Source organism: Pseudoduganella violacea, assembly GCF_014191875.1.
GTDB classification, from domain to species: Bacteria; Pseudomonadota; Gammaproteobacteria; order Burkholderiales; family Burkholderiaceae_D; genus Rugamonas; species Rugamonas violacea_A.
Map to the genome: position 1 here is coordinate 35,334 of NZ_JACHXD010000015.1, position 14,066 is coordinate 49,399.

Annotated in this window: 7 protein-coding genes; 6 read left to right on the forward strand and 1 reads right to left on the reverse strand. The window is 64.8% G+C overall.

What is annotated here, in order from left to right:
* Nucleotides 1-1,224: a dGTP triphosphohydrolase gene (gene dgt, locus FHS03_RS21665; protein ID WP_183443013.1), complete on the reverse strand. Its 1,224-nt coding sequence runs from the start codon at nucleotides 1,222-1,224 to the stop codon at nucleotides 1-3.
* Between the two features lie 91 nt (nucleotides 1,225-1,315).
* Here dgt and FHS03_RS21670 point away from each other — a divergent pair, with 91 nt between their 5' ends.
* The 6 genes from FHS03_RS21670 to FHS03_RS21695 all read left to right on the forward strand — a co-directional run bounded on the left by FHS03_RS21670 (nucleotide 1,316) and on the right by FHS03_RS21695 (nucleotide 14,008).
* Nucleotides 1,316-2,785 carry a sodium:solute symporter gene (locus tag FHS03_RS21670; RefSeq protein ID WP_183443014.1) on the forward strand — a complete coding sequence of 490 codons (1,470 nt, stop codon included), beginning with the start codon at nucleotides 1,316-1,318 and terminating at the stop codon, nucleotides 2,783-2,785.
* A gap of 58 nt (nucleotides 2,786-2,843) precedes the next feature.
* Complete coding sequence (gene sppA, locus FHS03_RS21675; RefSeq protein WP_183443015.1) at nucleotides 2,844-4,706, forward strand: signal peptide peptidase SppA; 1,863 nt, start codon at nucleotides 2,844-2,846, stop codon at nucleotides 4,704-4,706.
* 281 nt (nucleotides 4,707-4,987) lie between these two features.
* Nucleotides 4,988-6,301: an efflux RND transporter periplasmic adaptor subunit gene (locus tag FHS03_RS21680; RefSeq protein WP_183443016.1), complete on the forward strand. Its 1,314-nt coding sequence runs from the start codon at nucleotides 4,988-4,990 to the stop codon at nucleotides 6,299-6,301.
* Nucleotides 6,298-9,396 carry an efflux RND transporter permease subunit gene (locus FHS03_RS21685; protein WP_183443017.1) on the forward strand — a complete coding sequence of 1,033 codons (3,099 nt, stop codon included), beginning with the start codon at nucleotides 6,298-6,300 and terminating at the stop codon, nucleotides 9,394-9,396. The genes FHS03_RS21680 and FHS03_RS21685 overlap by 4 nt, the downstream gene beginning before the upstream one ends.
* Entirely contained in the window at nucleotides 9,393-12,614 is a 3,222-nt protein-coding gene (locus FHS03_RS21690) for an efflux RND transporter permease subunit (RefSeq protein ID WP_183443018.1), read from the forward strand. The genes FHS03_RS21685 and FHS03_RS21690 overlap by 4 nt, the downstream gene beginning before the upstream one ends.
* Before the next feature lie 8 nt (nucleotides 12,615-12,622).
* The gene (locus tag FHS03_RS21695; RefSeq protein ID WP_229426335.1) at nucleotides 12,623-14,008 is read left to right on the forward strand and encodes an efflux transporter outer membrane subunit; all 1,386 of its coding nucleotides are present in this window, start codon (nucleotides 12,623-12,625) and stop codon (nucleotides 14,006-14,008) included.
* The last annotated feature ends 58 nt before the right edge of the window (nucleotides 14,009-14,066 follow it).

A 14,066-nucleotide genomic window follows, 5' to 3' on the forward strand; every position in this document is an offset into this window, starting at 1 on the left:
TTATTTCTTCCAGTAGATGGCATCCAGGCTGCCTTCGCCGAAATACTTCTCGTATTCCCGGGCCGCGTTGGAATCCATCATGCCGGAGATGTAATCGATCACCAGCCGCTCGCGCGAATCCTTCAGGCAGCGCAGTTCGGGCGGCAGCAGGATATTGTCCTTGTTGTACTGCTTGTCGCTCAGCACCTCGAACAGGCCGCGGATGATTTTTTCGCCGCGCTTTTCGTAGAGCTGCACATCCTTCTTGCGCAGGATGGCTTTCCACAGCAGGCTTTTCAGGCCGCGCGCCAGTTCCGCCTTGGTCTTGTAGCCCAGTTCCGGGCCATGCTTGCCCTCGACCACGCTGATGTCGCGGCACAGCTCATGCACGATCTGCGACGTCATTTCCTTGCGCAGCACGATGGAGTATTCCTCCGAGCTGTCCTGCGCCTCGCATTTCAGCGCTTCGGCATGGGCGTGTTCGGCGATGGCCGAGAACTGCTCGTAAGCGCCGGCGAAGTCGCGGCTGATCTTGAATTCGTGGACGATCTCGCCCCAGGTGATGATGCCGAAGCTGAGCGCATCCTCCAGGTCATGCGCGGCGTAGGCGATTTCGTCGGACAGGTCCATGATCTGCGCGTCGATGCTCTTGCGCACGGTGATGCCGTGACCGTCCAGCGCCGCGCTGAGGAAGGCGTAATCGTCCTCGTACAGGAACTTCTTCGGATTGTCCGCGCGCCGGTGGAAGTACTTGGTGATGCCGAACAGGGTGCGCACGGTCAGGTTCAGGCCCGCGTAGGCGTAATGCTTCTTCTCCAGCGTGCGCAGGATGCGGAAGGCTTGCGCATTGCCTTCGAAGCCGCCGCCGTCCGCAATCAGCTCGTTCAGGATTTTTTCGCCGTAGTGGCCGAAGGGTGGGTTGCCGATGTCGTGGGCCAGCGAGCAGGTTTCGGACACCACGCTGCGCTCCAGCCCCAGGTCGGCGGCGATGGAGCGGGCGATTTGCGCCACTTCCAGGCTGTGCGTCAAACGGTTGCGGTTAAAGCTGTTGGCGTCCACGCCCAGCAACTGCATCTTGCCTTGCAGGCGGCGGAAAGAGGCGGAGTAGAGCACGCGCGCATAGTCGCGCATGCACTCTTCGCGGCCCTCGCCGCGGCCGTCGGACTGCGAGTGGGCGCGATACTCCAGCGGCAGCACCAGTTTTTCCTGCTCGCGGGCGAATTCTTTGGTTTCGGCTGAATACATGGCTGTTCCTGTGTTTTTACCCAGGGATTTTAGACGAGAGCCGCGCCGGGCGGTGTATATTGCTGCCCACTGTTTTTCAATCGGATCTGGAATGTCTTCTTTTTCCCTGTTTTCACTGGTGTTCGGCTACTTCGGACTATTGCTGCTGGTGGCCTGGTTCACTTCGCGCAATGCGAATAATGACAGCTTCTTCATCGGTAACAAGAGTTCGAACTGGATGCTGGTGGCCTTTGGCATGGTGGGCACCACGCTGAGCGGCGCCACCTTCATCAGCGTGCCGGGGGCGGTGGGGCGCGACGGTTTCGGCTATCTGCAGCTGACCATGGGCTATGTGGCCGGCTATGTGGCGGTGGCGTATGTGTTGCTGCCGCTGTATTACCGGCTCAAGCTGACCTCCATCTACCACTACCTGGATATGCGCCTGGGCCGCCGTTCCTACCAGAGCGGGGCGGCCTTCTTCATCCTGTCGCGCACCCTGGGCGCCACGGCGCGCCTGTATCTTGTGGTGAATATCCTGCAGGCGACCATCCTGGACAGCCTGGGCGTGCCGTTCTGGCTCACCAATCTGGTGATCCTGCTGATGATCCTTCTATATACCTACGAGGGTGGCGTGAAGACCATCGTGTGGACCGACACCCTGCAAACCGTCGGCATGCTGCTGGGCCTCATCAGCTGCGTGGTCTTCCTGATGCACGCAATGCAGCTGGACGTGGCGGGCAGCCTGGCGCAGATGGAGGCGAAAGGCTTGTCGCGCATCTTCACGCAGGACGTGGACAGCCCGTCCTACTTCTGGAAACACTTCTTTGCCGGCATGTTCATCGTGATCGCCATGACGGGCATGGACCAGGAGATGATGCAAAAGAATATCTCGGTCAAAACCCTGGCCGATTCGCAAAAGAATATGCTGGCGCTGACGGCAATCCTGGTGGGCGTGCTGTCGCTCTTCCTGTTCCTGGGCGGCTTGCTGTACCTGTACGCGCCCCAGGTTGGGCTGGCGGCCAGCGGCGACAAGATTTTCCCCGCCGTGGTCATGGGCCATCTGCCCGCCGCCATGCAGATGGTCTTCTTCATCGCCCTGGTCAGCGCCTTGTTCCCCAGCGCGGACGGCGCGATCACGGCGCTGACGTCCTCCTTCTGCATCGACATCCTGGGCCTGAAACGGCGCGCGGACCTGAGCGAGGCGCAGCGCCTGCGCATGCGGCACCGCGTCCATCTCGGCTTTTGCGCGCTCTTCCTGGTGCTGGTGATGGTGTTCAAATGGGTCGATAGCCCCAGCATGATCGGCGTGATCCTCAAGCTGGCCGGCTACACCTATGGGCCGCTGCTTGGCCTGTTCGCTTTCGGCCTGTTCACGCGCCGCAGCGTGCAGGATGGCCGCGTGCCGCTGGTGGTACTGGCCGGTCCGGCGCTGTGCTTCCTGGTCGAGCAGTATCAAGGCTTGTTATTTGGTAGTTACAAAATCGGTCTGGAACTGTTGATACTCAACGGTTTGCTGACCATGGGTGGCCTGTTCCTGATTTCGCGTCCGGCCGAGAGCAAAGAAATGCTGCCGACGCACTGACGAAACTTGTTTTTTCGCTTACAGTAGTCATGGAATCATCTTAATTTTAGGAGAATTGATGTCTCGATCGGTTTCATCTTATGTCGGCGGCGCCTTCCGCTTTGTCTGGCGCGCGCTGGACCTTGGCCGCCGCGCGGTACTGAATCTGCTGTTCCTGATTATCCTGATCGCACTGCTGTATGCGACCTTCGGCGGCGGCGCCAAGCCGCTGGGCGACAAGACCATGCTGGTGATCGAGCTGAAAGGCCAGTTGCTGGAGCAGGGCCGCAATGGCGCGCGCGAAGCCTTGCTGGCCAACCTGAATGGCGACGATCCGCGCAAGCAGATCCAGTTGCGCGACGTGCTGTCCGTGCTCGATGCGGCAGGCAAGGACGCGCAGATCGGCGGCGCCGTGCTGGTGCTGGACGATATGCAGGGTGGCGGCCAGGCGCTGGAGCGCGAGTTCGGCGCGGCACTGGACCGTTTCAAGGCCAAGGGCAAGAAAGTGGTGGCCTGGGGTTCTTCCTACAATCAGGCGCAGTACCAGGTTGCCTCGCATGCTGATGAAATCTATCTGCATCCGATGGGCATGGTGATGCTGGATGGTTTCGGCCATTACCGCAATTACTACCGCGACGCGCTCGACAAGGTGGGCGTGACCGTGAACCTGATGCGGGTCGGCACCTTCAAGAGCTTTGCCGAGCCTTTCGTGGCGAACGGTCCATCGCCGGCGGCGGCCGAAGCGGACGCCTTCCTCATCAACGACCTGTGGGCGCGCTACACCAAGGGCGTGGAGACGGCGCGCAAGCTGCCGGAAGGCCAGCTGATGAAGGTCATCAATGGCTTGCCTGAGCTGTCCAAGGCCGCCAACGGCAATATGGCCAAAGTGGCGCTGGATGCGAAACTGATCGACGGCGTGAAAACCCGCGACGATATCCGCAAGCTGATGATGGAGCGCGGCGCCACGAATGCGGAGGGCAAGACCTTCCGCCAGGTGGCGTTTGACGATTATCTGGCGCGCCAGCGTCCGAAATTCACCGGCGATGCAATCGGCGTGGTGATGGCGGTGGGCGAGATCGGCGACGGCGTGGCCGGTCCCGGCGCCATCGGCGGCGAATCGACCTCGAACCTGATCCGCATGGCGCGCGAAGACAGCAGCATCAAGGCTGTGGTGCTGCGCGTGGATTCGCCTGGCGGCAGCGCCTTCGGCTCGGAGCTGATCCGCCGCGAGCTGGAACTGACGCGCGCCGCCGGCAAGCCGGTGGTGGTATCGATGGGGAATGTGGCGGCATCCGGCGGCTACTGGATTTCCATGGCTTCCGACGAGGTGATTGCTGATCCGGCCACCATCACCGGCTCCATCGGCGTGATCGCCCTGTATCCGACGGTGGAGAAAGTGGCGGACAAGCTGGGCATCCACACCGCCGGCCAGACCACCACCTGGCTGGGCGATATCGACAACCGTCTGCGTCCGATGGACCCGCGCTTCGGCCAGGTCATCCAGGGCATGATCAACCACACTTACGACGAGTTCACCACCAAGGCCGCATTGGCGCGCCGCACCTCCCCGGCCAAGATCGATGAAGTGGGGCAGGGCCGCGTGTGGACCGGCGCCCAGGCCAAGGAACGCGGTCTGGTCGACACCCTGGGCAGCTACCAGGATGCGCTGAAGTCCGCCGCCAAGCGCGCCAAGCTGGAAGGCGAGCCGCGCATCGTCTACATCGAGCGCGAAACCTCGCGCTTCGACCGCGTGCTGGAGTACTTCGGCGGTTCGGCCGCCAAGGCCGTGGGCGAGCAGGTGAAGGTGGCGCTGGCGCCAACCGGCCTGCCGCTGGGCGTGGCCACCGGCGTGGCGAAAGACCTGAGCTGGCTGAATGATCTGACCCAGCAGCGCAAACCGTTCACGGCGCTCACGCACTGCCTGTGCGAATCGCCGCGCTAGCCCCTTATCCTGTGTCGATTTGCTGCGTAATGTAGCCAATTTGTAACCGGGTTTGACAGCAAAACGCCATCGGCAGCCACCGGTGGCGTTTTCGTTGGAGGGCCGGTTTTGCACGCTTTGCGCGTTTTTCGGGCCGTTTTTGCGAGCCGGAGAACGTTTTGGACGGAACCTGTCTGGCGCAGGACGCCGTCAGGTGGCGGCCAATTGTATCGGTCCTGAAGCATTTGCCGCGAAGCCCTGTGCTAGAGTCAATTAAGACTCTGACCCAGCAAGGACATGCGATGGATGCGCACCCGAACACTTCTCCAGCCCCCCAATCGCGCCGCCGCAAATGGCTGGGCGCCGTTATCGCGGTGGCGGCCATGGCGGGGCTGGGTGGTCTGGCCTGGCATCTGACGCACAAGGCGCCGGAAGGGCCGGGGCCGGGCGGGCCGGGGGCTGCTGCTCCAGGCGCCGGCGGATCTGGTGGCGCGGCGGGCGGTGCCGGTCGCGGTTCCGGCCGTGGCGGCCGGGGTGGCCCAGCCAGTACCGTGGGCGTGGCCACGGCTGAAAAAGCCGACATTCCCGTCGTGCTGGAGGCGCTCGGCACGGTGTCGGCGGCGGCCACCACCACGGTGCGGCCACAGGTCTCGGGCATCCTGCAGAAGGTGCTGTTCAAGGAAGGGCAGATGGTCAGGGCCGGCCAGGTGCTGGCCCAGATCGATCCGCGCCAGTTCGAATTGGCGTTGATGCAGGCCAGCGGCCAGCGCCAGCGTGACGAAGCACAGCTGGAAAACGCGCGTCTGACGCTGGAACGCTACCGCACCCTGCTGGCCCAGGATTCCATCGCGCGGCAGGATGTGGATACGCAAACAGCCCTGGTGCGCCAGCTGGAAGGCACGGTGATGACGGACAAGGCGGCCGAAGGCACGGCGCGCCTGAACCTGGGCTATACCAAGGTGGTGGCGCCGATCAGCGGGCGTGTCGGCCTGCGCGTGGTCGATGTCGGTAATCTGGTGGGTTCGGGCGACGCCAACGGCATTGCCGTCATCACCCAGATTTCACCCATCGACGTGGAATTCGCCGTACCCCAGGACCAGGTGCCGGAGGTCATTGCGCGCGCCAATGAAGGCGCCGTGCTGCCGGCGCTGGCGCTGGACCGCACCCGCAGCACCACGCTGGAGCAGGGCCGCTTTGCGGCGCTGGACAATCAGGTGAACACGCAAACCGGCACGGTGATGGCGAAAGCGCGCTTCGAGAACGCCAAGATGGCGCTCTTCCCCAGCCAATTCGTCAACGTGCGCCTGGAACTGCGCACCATCAAGGATGCGGTCATGGTGCCGGTGACGGCGCTGCGCCACGGCTCGACGGGCGATTTCGTGTATGTGCTGAACCAGGACAAGACCGTTTCGCTGCGTCCCGTCACGCGCGGCCAGGCCACGGTGGACAAGGTGCAGCTCAAGAGCGGCGTGCAGGCGGGTGAGCAGGTCATCACCGAAGGCGCTGACCGTCTGAAGGACGGCGCCCACGTCACGCTGCCGGGAGAACGCGGCAGCGGGGAAGGGCGCAAGCGGCGTGAGGGGCATGGCCAGCAGCAGGGAGGCGGCGCGCGATGAGTCCTTCGGCGCCCTTCATCCAGCGTCCGGTGGCGACTTCGCTGCTGATGCTGGCCATCGTGCTGGCAGGTTTGGTCGGCTTCAAGCTGCTGCCGCTGTCGGCGCTGCCCCAGGTCGATTTTCCGACCATCCAGGTGCAGACCCTGTATCCCGGCGCCAGTCCCGAAGTCATGGGCCAGACCGTGACCGCGCCGCTGGAACGCCAGTTCGGCCAGATGGCGGGCTTGCAGCGCATGAGTTCCACCAGCGCGGCGGGCGTTTCCATCATCACCCTGCAATTCAGCCTGGGCCAGACGCTCGACGTGGCCGAGCAGGAAGTACAGGCCGCCATCAATGCGGGCGGCTCGCTGCTGCCGGCCGACCTGCCGGCGCCGCCGGTCTACGCCAAAGTCAACCCGGCCGACGCGCCCGTGCTGACCTTGGCCATCACCTCCGATACGATGCCGCTGACCGAGGTGCAGAATATCGTCAATACGAGGCTGGCGCTGAAAATCTCCCAGGTCAACGGCGTCGGCCTGGTCACGCTGAGCGGCGGCCAGCGTCCCGCCGTGCGCATCCAGGCCGACACGCTGGCGTTGGCATCCTATGGCCTGGGACTGGACACGCTGCGCAGCGCCATCTCAGCCGCCAACGCCAACAGCGCCAAGGGCAGCTTCGACGGCCCCACACGCTCCTTCACCATCAACGCCAACGACCAGCTGTTGACCGCCAACGATTACAAGAACCTGATCGTGGCCTTCAAGAACGGCGCGCCGGTGCGCCTGTCGAACGTGGCCCAGGTGGTGGACAGTGCCGAAAACGTCAAGCTGGGCGCCTGGTCCGGCTTGAAGCCCGCCATGATCCTGAATGTGCAGCGTCAGCCTGGCGCCAACGTCATCGCCACCGTGGATGCGATCAAGGAACGCCTGCCCGAGCTGCAAGCCGGCCTGCCCGGCGCGCTGCGTGTCGATGTGCTGAGCGACCGCACCAACGGCATCCGCGCCTCGGTCGAGCATGTGGAGATGGAACTGGTGCTGGCCGTGGTGCTGGTGGTGCTGGTCATCTTCGCCTTCCTGCATAGCCTGCGCGCCACCGTGATCGCCAGCCTGGCCGTGCCGATTTCGCTGATCGGCACCTGCGGCCTGATGTACCTGCTGGGCTACAGCTTGAATAATCTGAGCCTGATGGCGCTCACCATCGCCACCGGTTTCGTGGTGGACGACGCCATCGTCATGATCGAGAACATCGCCCGCTATATCGAGGAGGGCGAAACGCCGATGGCCGCCGCGCTCAAGGGCGCGCAGCAGATCGGCTTTACCATCATCTCGCTGACGGTGTCGCTGATCGCGGTGCTGATTCCGCTGCTGTTCATGGGCGATGTGGTGGGGCGCTTGTTCCGCGAATTCGCCGTCACGCTCTCGATCACCATCCTCATTTCGGCCGTGGTGTCGCTTACCCTGGTGCCGATGATGGCGGGGCGCTGGCTGCGCAGCCATGCCGGCGATGCACCGGGCAGCACCGGCGCGCGCATCCAGCGCGTGATGGACAAGGTGATCCACCGCTACGACCTGTCCCTGCAATGGGTCTTGCAGCGCCAGGGACTGACCCTGCTGGTGGCGCTGGCGACGCTGGCGCTGACGGTGCTGCTGTATATCTACATCCCAAAAGGCTTGTTCCCGACGCAGGATACGGGCCAACTGCAGGCGCGCATCGAAACGGCGCAAGCCGTGTCCTACAGCCGCATGGCCGAATTGCAGCAGGCCGCCGCCAAGGCGATTCTGGAAGATCCGGAGGTGGAATCCCTGAGTTCACTGGTGGGCGTGGACGCGGCCAACAACACCATGCTGCATACCGGCCGCATGCTGATCAACCTGAAACGCGATCGCGGCAATCAGGCCGATACCATGGAGCGCCTGAAGCGCAGGGTAGGGACGGTGGCCGGAGTGCAGATCTACCTGCAGCCGACCCAGGATTTGACCATCGACGCCGAATCCGGCCCCACCCAGTACCGCGTCTCGCTGGAAGGCGCCGACAACGTCACGGTTTCGCAGTGGGCCGGCAAGCTGGCCGCGCAGATGCAGAAGAAGGCGCAGCTGCGCAATGTGGTGTCCGATGCCGGCGCGACCGGGGCTGCGGCCTATATCGCCATCGACCGCGATACGGCTTCGCGCCTGTCCGTCACCGCCGCCGCCATCGACGACGCCTTGTACAGCGCTTTCGGCCAGCGCATCGTGTCCACCATCTTCACCGAAACCAATCAGTACCGCGTGATCCTGGAGGCGCAGCCGGGCATCCTCAGCACGCCCGAATCGCTGGGTAATCTGCAGATCCGCACCGGCAGCGGCAAACCCACGCCCTTGTCGGCCATCGCCACCATCACGGAAAAGCCCGCGCCGCTGCAGATCACCCATGTGGCCCAATATCCGGCCACCACCATCGGCTTCGATACCGCACCCGGCGTGGCGCTCGGCAAATCGGTGGATGCGATCCGCGCGGCGGCGCAGGAAATCGGCTTGCCGCCCGCGGTGTCGCTGACCTTTCTCGGCGCGGCCGGCGCCTACCAGGCTTCGTTGACGAACCAGCTCTGGCTGATCCTGGCGGCGGTGGTCTGCGTCTACATCGTGCTGGGCGTGCTGTACGAAAGCTATATCCACCCGCTGACCATTCTTTCCACCTTGCCCTCGGCCGGCGTGGGCGCCTTGCTGGCGTTGCTGCTGAGCGGCCAGGACCTGGGCGTGATCGGCATTATCGGCATCATCCTGCTGATCGGCATCGTGAAGAAGAATGCGATCATGATGATCGACTTCGCCATCGAGGCCGAACGCGACGAAGGTAAGCCGCCGCGCGAAGCCATCCACCAGGCGGCGCTGCTGCGCTTCCGCCCGATCCTGATGACGACCCTGGCCGCGCTGTTTGCCGCCGTGCCGCTGATGCTGGGCTGGGGCGAGGGCGCGGAACTGCGCCGGCCCCTGGGCCTGGCCATTTTCGGCGGCTTGATCGTGAGCCAGATGCTGACCCTGTACACCACGCCGGTGATTTACCTGGCCTTCGACCGCCTGGGCCAGCGCTGGGGCACCAAGCGCGGCGAGGCGGCGGCGGGAGCGGCCCTGCCATGAACCTCTCCGAGCCATTCGTCCGCCGTCCCATCGCCACGGTGCTGCTGACGATAGGACTGGCGCTGGCCGGCATTGCCGCCTTTTTCGTGCTGCCGGTGTCGCCGCTGCCGCAGGTGGATTACCCATCCATCTCGGTCAGCGCCAACCTGCCCGGCGCCAGTCCGGACACCATGGCCAGCAGCGTCGCCACGCCGCTGGAGCGCAGGCTGGGCGTGATCGCGGGCGTCAATGAAATGACTTCGTCTTCGGGCAACGGTTCCACCCGCGTCAACCTGCAATTCGACTTGAACCGCAAGATCGATTCGGCGGCGCGCGAAGTGCAGGCGGCCATCAACGCCAGCCGCGCCGACCTGCCGGCCACCTTGCGCAGCAATCCCACCTACCGCAAGGCCAATCCCTCCGACGCGCCGGTCATCATTCTGGCGCTGACCTCGCCCACGCGCAGCCCCGGCCAGATTTACGAGGCCGTGTCGAATATCGTGCAGCAGAAGCTGGCCCAGGTGAAAGGCGTGGGCGATGTGGAAATCGGCGGCGGCTCGCTGCCCGCCGTGCGCGTCGAGCTGCTGCCGTATGCGCTGAACCGCTACGGCGTGTCGATGGAGGATGTGCGAGCCGCGATCCAGGCCAGCAATGCCAACCGGCCCAAGGGCGCCATCGAGAGCGAGGGACGCCGCCTGCAAATCTATTCCGCGCCCAGCACCGCCAGCGGCGGGCGCAGCGCCGCCGACTACCGCGACCTGGTGATCGCCTGGCGCGACGGCGCTGCCATCCGCCTGCGCGATGTGGCCGAGGTGGTGGATGGGGCGGAAAACAAGAATACCCTCGGCTTGTATAACGGCGATCCTGCCGTGATCGTGCTGGTCACGCGCCAGCCGGGCGCCAATGTGATCGAAACCGTGGACGGCGTTCGCGCCTTGCTGCCGCAGCTGCAGGCCCAGTTGCCGCAGGACGTGAAGCTGCAAGTGGCTTCCGACAGCACCAATTCCATCCGCTCCTCGCTGCACGAAATCGAATTTACCCTGCTCATCTCCATCGTGCTGGTGGTGCTGGTGGTCAGCGCCTTCCTGCGCAGCGCCCGCGCCACCATCGTGCCGGCGGTGGCGACCATCGTTTCGCTGCTCGGCACTTTCGGCGTGATGTACCTGCTGGGCTTCAGCCTGAATAATCTGAGCCTGATGGCGCTGACCGTGGCGACCGGCTTCGTGGTCGACGACGCCATCGTGGTGCTGGAAAATACCTCGCGCCATATCGAGGCGGGCATGGACCGCTTCAAGGCGGCGCTGCTGGGCGCGCGCGAAGTGGGCTTCACCGTGCTGTCGATCAGCCTGTCGCTGGTGGCGGTATTCATTCCGCTGCTGTTCATGGGCGGGCAGGTGGGCAGGCTGTTTCGCGAATTTGCCGTCACGCTGTCGGCGGCGGTGCTGATTTCCCTGCTGATTTCCTTGACCACCACGCCCATGATGTGCGCCTGGTTGCTGAAACCTGGGCAGGAGAGCAGGCCGGCCGGCGCCATCTCGCGCTTCTTCGAGCGCCTGTTCGGCTATGTGCTCAAGGCTTACGAGCATTCGCTGGACTGGGCGCTGTCCAGCGTCTGGCTGGTGATGGCGATCCTGGTTTTTGTGGTGGGACTGAACGTGTATCTGTTTTCGGCCGCGCCCAAGGGCTTTTTCCCGCAGCAGGATACGGGCCAGATCAATGGCGGCATCCGCGCCGACCAGAGTATCTCCTTCCAGGCCATGCAGCAGAAGCTGCGCCAGCTAGTTGGCATCATCAAGCGCGACCCGGCGGTGGCGACGGTGGTGGGCTTTACCGGCGGCGGCAGGGCAGGGGGCGGTTTCATGTTCGTCAATCTCAAGCCTGCTTCGGAGCGCGCGGAAACCGGGCAGCAGGTGATTGCGCGCCTGCGGCCGCAACTGGCAAAGGTGACGGGCGTGTCGCTCTTCCTCAACACGGTGCAGGATTTGCGCATGGGCGGGCGGCAAAGCAATTCCACCTACCAGTACACGCTGAAAAGCGACAATCGCGCCGACCTGAAAAACTGGGCCGCGCGCCTGGCCGACGCCATGAAGCTGCAAAAAGCCTTGATCGATGTGGATACCGACCAGGCGGATAATGGCGTCGAAACCTTCGTCACGATCGACAAGGACACCGTGGCGCGCTTCGGCATGACCGTGCGCGACGTGGACAATGCGCTGTACAACGCCTTCGGCCAGCGCCAGGTCGCCACCATTTACGATGAACTGAACCAGTACAAGGTGGTGATGGAGGTCGCGCCCGAATACGCCAAAAGCCCGGAAGCGCTGAAGGATGTGCATGTGGCGGCGCGCGCGACGGCCACCGCCACGTCCTCCAGCAACGCCAGCGCGAACAATACCGCAGCCTTGCGCGACGCCGCCACCGGTTCGGCGCTGAGCGGCGCGCCCAGCGCCATGGTGCCGCTGACGGGCATTGCGCGCTTTGCCGAAAGCGCCACGCCGGCCTCGGTCAACCACCAGGACGGCGAGCTGGCCACCACCATTTCCTTCAATCTGGCCGATGGTTTCAGCCTGAGCCAGGCGCAGGAAGCCGTGAAACAGGCGGAGGCCGATATCGCCATGCCCAACAATGTGCGCGGCAGCTTCCAGGGCACGGCGCGCAGCGCCCAGGAGTCGAACAAGCAGCAACCCTTGCTGATCCTGGCCGCGATTGTGGTGATCTACATCGTGCTGGGCATCCTCTACGAAAGCCTGGTGCATCCGGTGACGGTGCTGTCCACCTTGCCCTCGGCGGGCGTGGGCGCCGTGCTGGCGCTGCTGATGTTCAATATGGAGTTCTCCATCATCGCCCTGATCGGCGTCTTCCTGCTGATCGGCATCGTCAAGAAGAACGCCATCCTGATTATCGACTTCGCGCTCGAAGCGGAACGCGCGCGCGGCCTGGCCTCGGTGCAGGCGGTGCGCGAAGCCTGCTTGCTGCGCTTCCGCCCGATCCTGATGACGACCCTGGCCGCCGCCCTTGGCGCGCTGCCGCTGGCCATCGGCTTCGGCGAAGGCTCCGAACTGCGCCAGCCGCTTGGCATTGCCATCATCGGTGGCCTGATCGCCAGCCAGCTTCTGACCCTGCTGACCACGCCCGTGGTTTACATCCTGATGGACCGCCTGCGCGCGCGCAGCCCGAATGAACGGCATTTGAGCCGCACCGGCGGCGCGCAGGCAACTGCCGCGCCGATCACGCCATGACTCCAAAAATGAAACAGACCTTACGCCTGCTGCCGCTGGCCGCCTCCCTGCTGGCCGGTTGCGCCGTCGGTCCCGCCTATCAAACGCCCGCCACGCCGCTGCCGGCCCATTTCAAGGAAGCTGAAGGCTGGCAGCCCGCCGCCCCGGCCGATGCGCTGGAGCGCGGCCCTTGGTGGACGCTGTTCGGCGATCCCGTACTGAACGAGCTGGCCGCCAATGTGGAAGTGTCGAACCAGAACGTGGCGGCGGCCGTGGCCCGCTATGCGCAGGCGCGCGCCATCGTGGCCGAGCAGCGCGCATCCCTGTTCCCAACCTTGAACCTGACCGGCAGCGCCGACCGCTCCGGCGGCGAAGGTGCGGCGCGCACCGGCAACCAGTACCGCGCCAGCATCGGCGGCAGCTGGGAACCGGATATCTGGGGACGCCTGCGCGCCGGCGCCAGCGGCGCAGCCGCCAGCGCCCAGGCCAGCGCCGCCGACCTTGCCTCGGCTCGCCTCTCGGCCCAGGGCGAACTGGCCCTCAACTACATTGCACTGCGCCAGAGCGACTATCAGATGCAGCTGCTGGACACCACGGTGGCTGGCTATGAGCGCGTGCAAGACATCACGCGCAACCGTTTTGCGGCCGGCATTGCCGGCCATGCCGACGTCTTGCAGGCCGAAACCCAGCTCGCGAATGCCCGCGCCGACCGGCTTGGCGTGCAACGCCAGCGCGCCCAGCTTGAACACGCCATTGCCGTTTTGCTGGGCAAGGCGCCGGCCGATTTCACGCTGGCGCCTGCCGCGCCGCGACTGGCTGTGCCGGACGTGCCGCCCGGCGTGCCGTCCACGCTGCTGCAGCGCCGTCCCGACATCGCCGCCGCTGAACGGCGTGTGGCGGCAGCCAATGCGCAGATCGGCATCGCGCGCTCGGCCTATTTTCCCAGCCTGGACTTGAGCGCCTCCTACGGCTTTGGCGCCAGCAAGGCAGCGGGCCTGTTCAGTGCGACCAACAGCCTGTGGTCATTGGGCCTATCGGCGGCGCAGACCCTGTTCAATGCCGGCGCCACCGGCGCGCGCGTGGACCAGGCCAGGGCCGGGCACGATCTGGCCGTGGCCCAGTACCGGCAAAGCGTGCTGGCCGCCATGGCCGATGTCGAGGACCAGCTCACCGCCACCCGCGTGCTGGCCGAACAGCAGGAACTGCGCCGGCGCGCCTCGCAGGCGGCTGACCAGGTCGAGCAGCAGCTATTCAACCGCTACCGCGCCGGCCAGGTCGGCTATACCGAAGTGGTCACGGCCCAGATCAGTGCCCTGAATGCGCGCCGTGCCCTGGCCCAGGTGCAGGCCGACCGCCAGACCGCCGCCGTGGCCCTGATCCAGGCTCTCGGCGGCGGCTGGCGCAATTCTCCGTAAGGGGGGGCACGCGCCGTGGGACCGCTCTTGTATAATCGGGGCTTCCATGTTCAAGGCG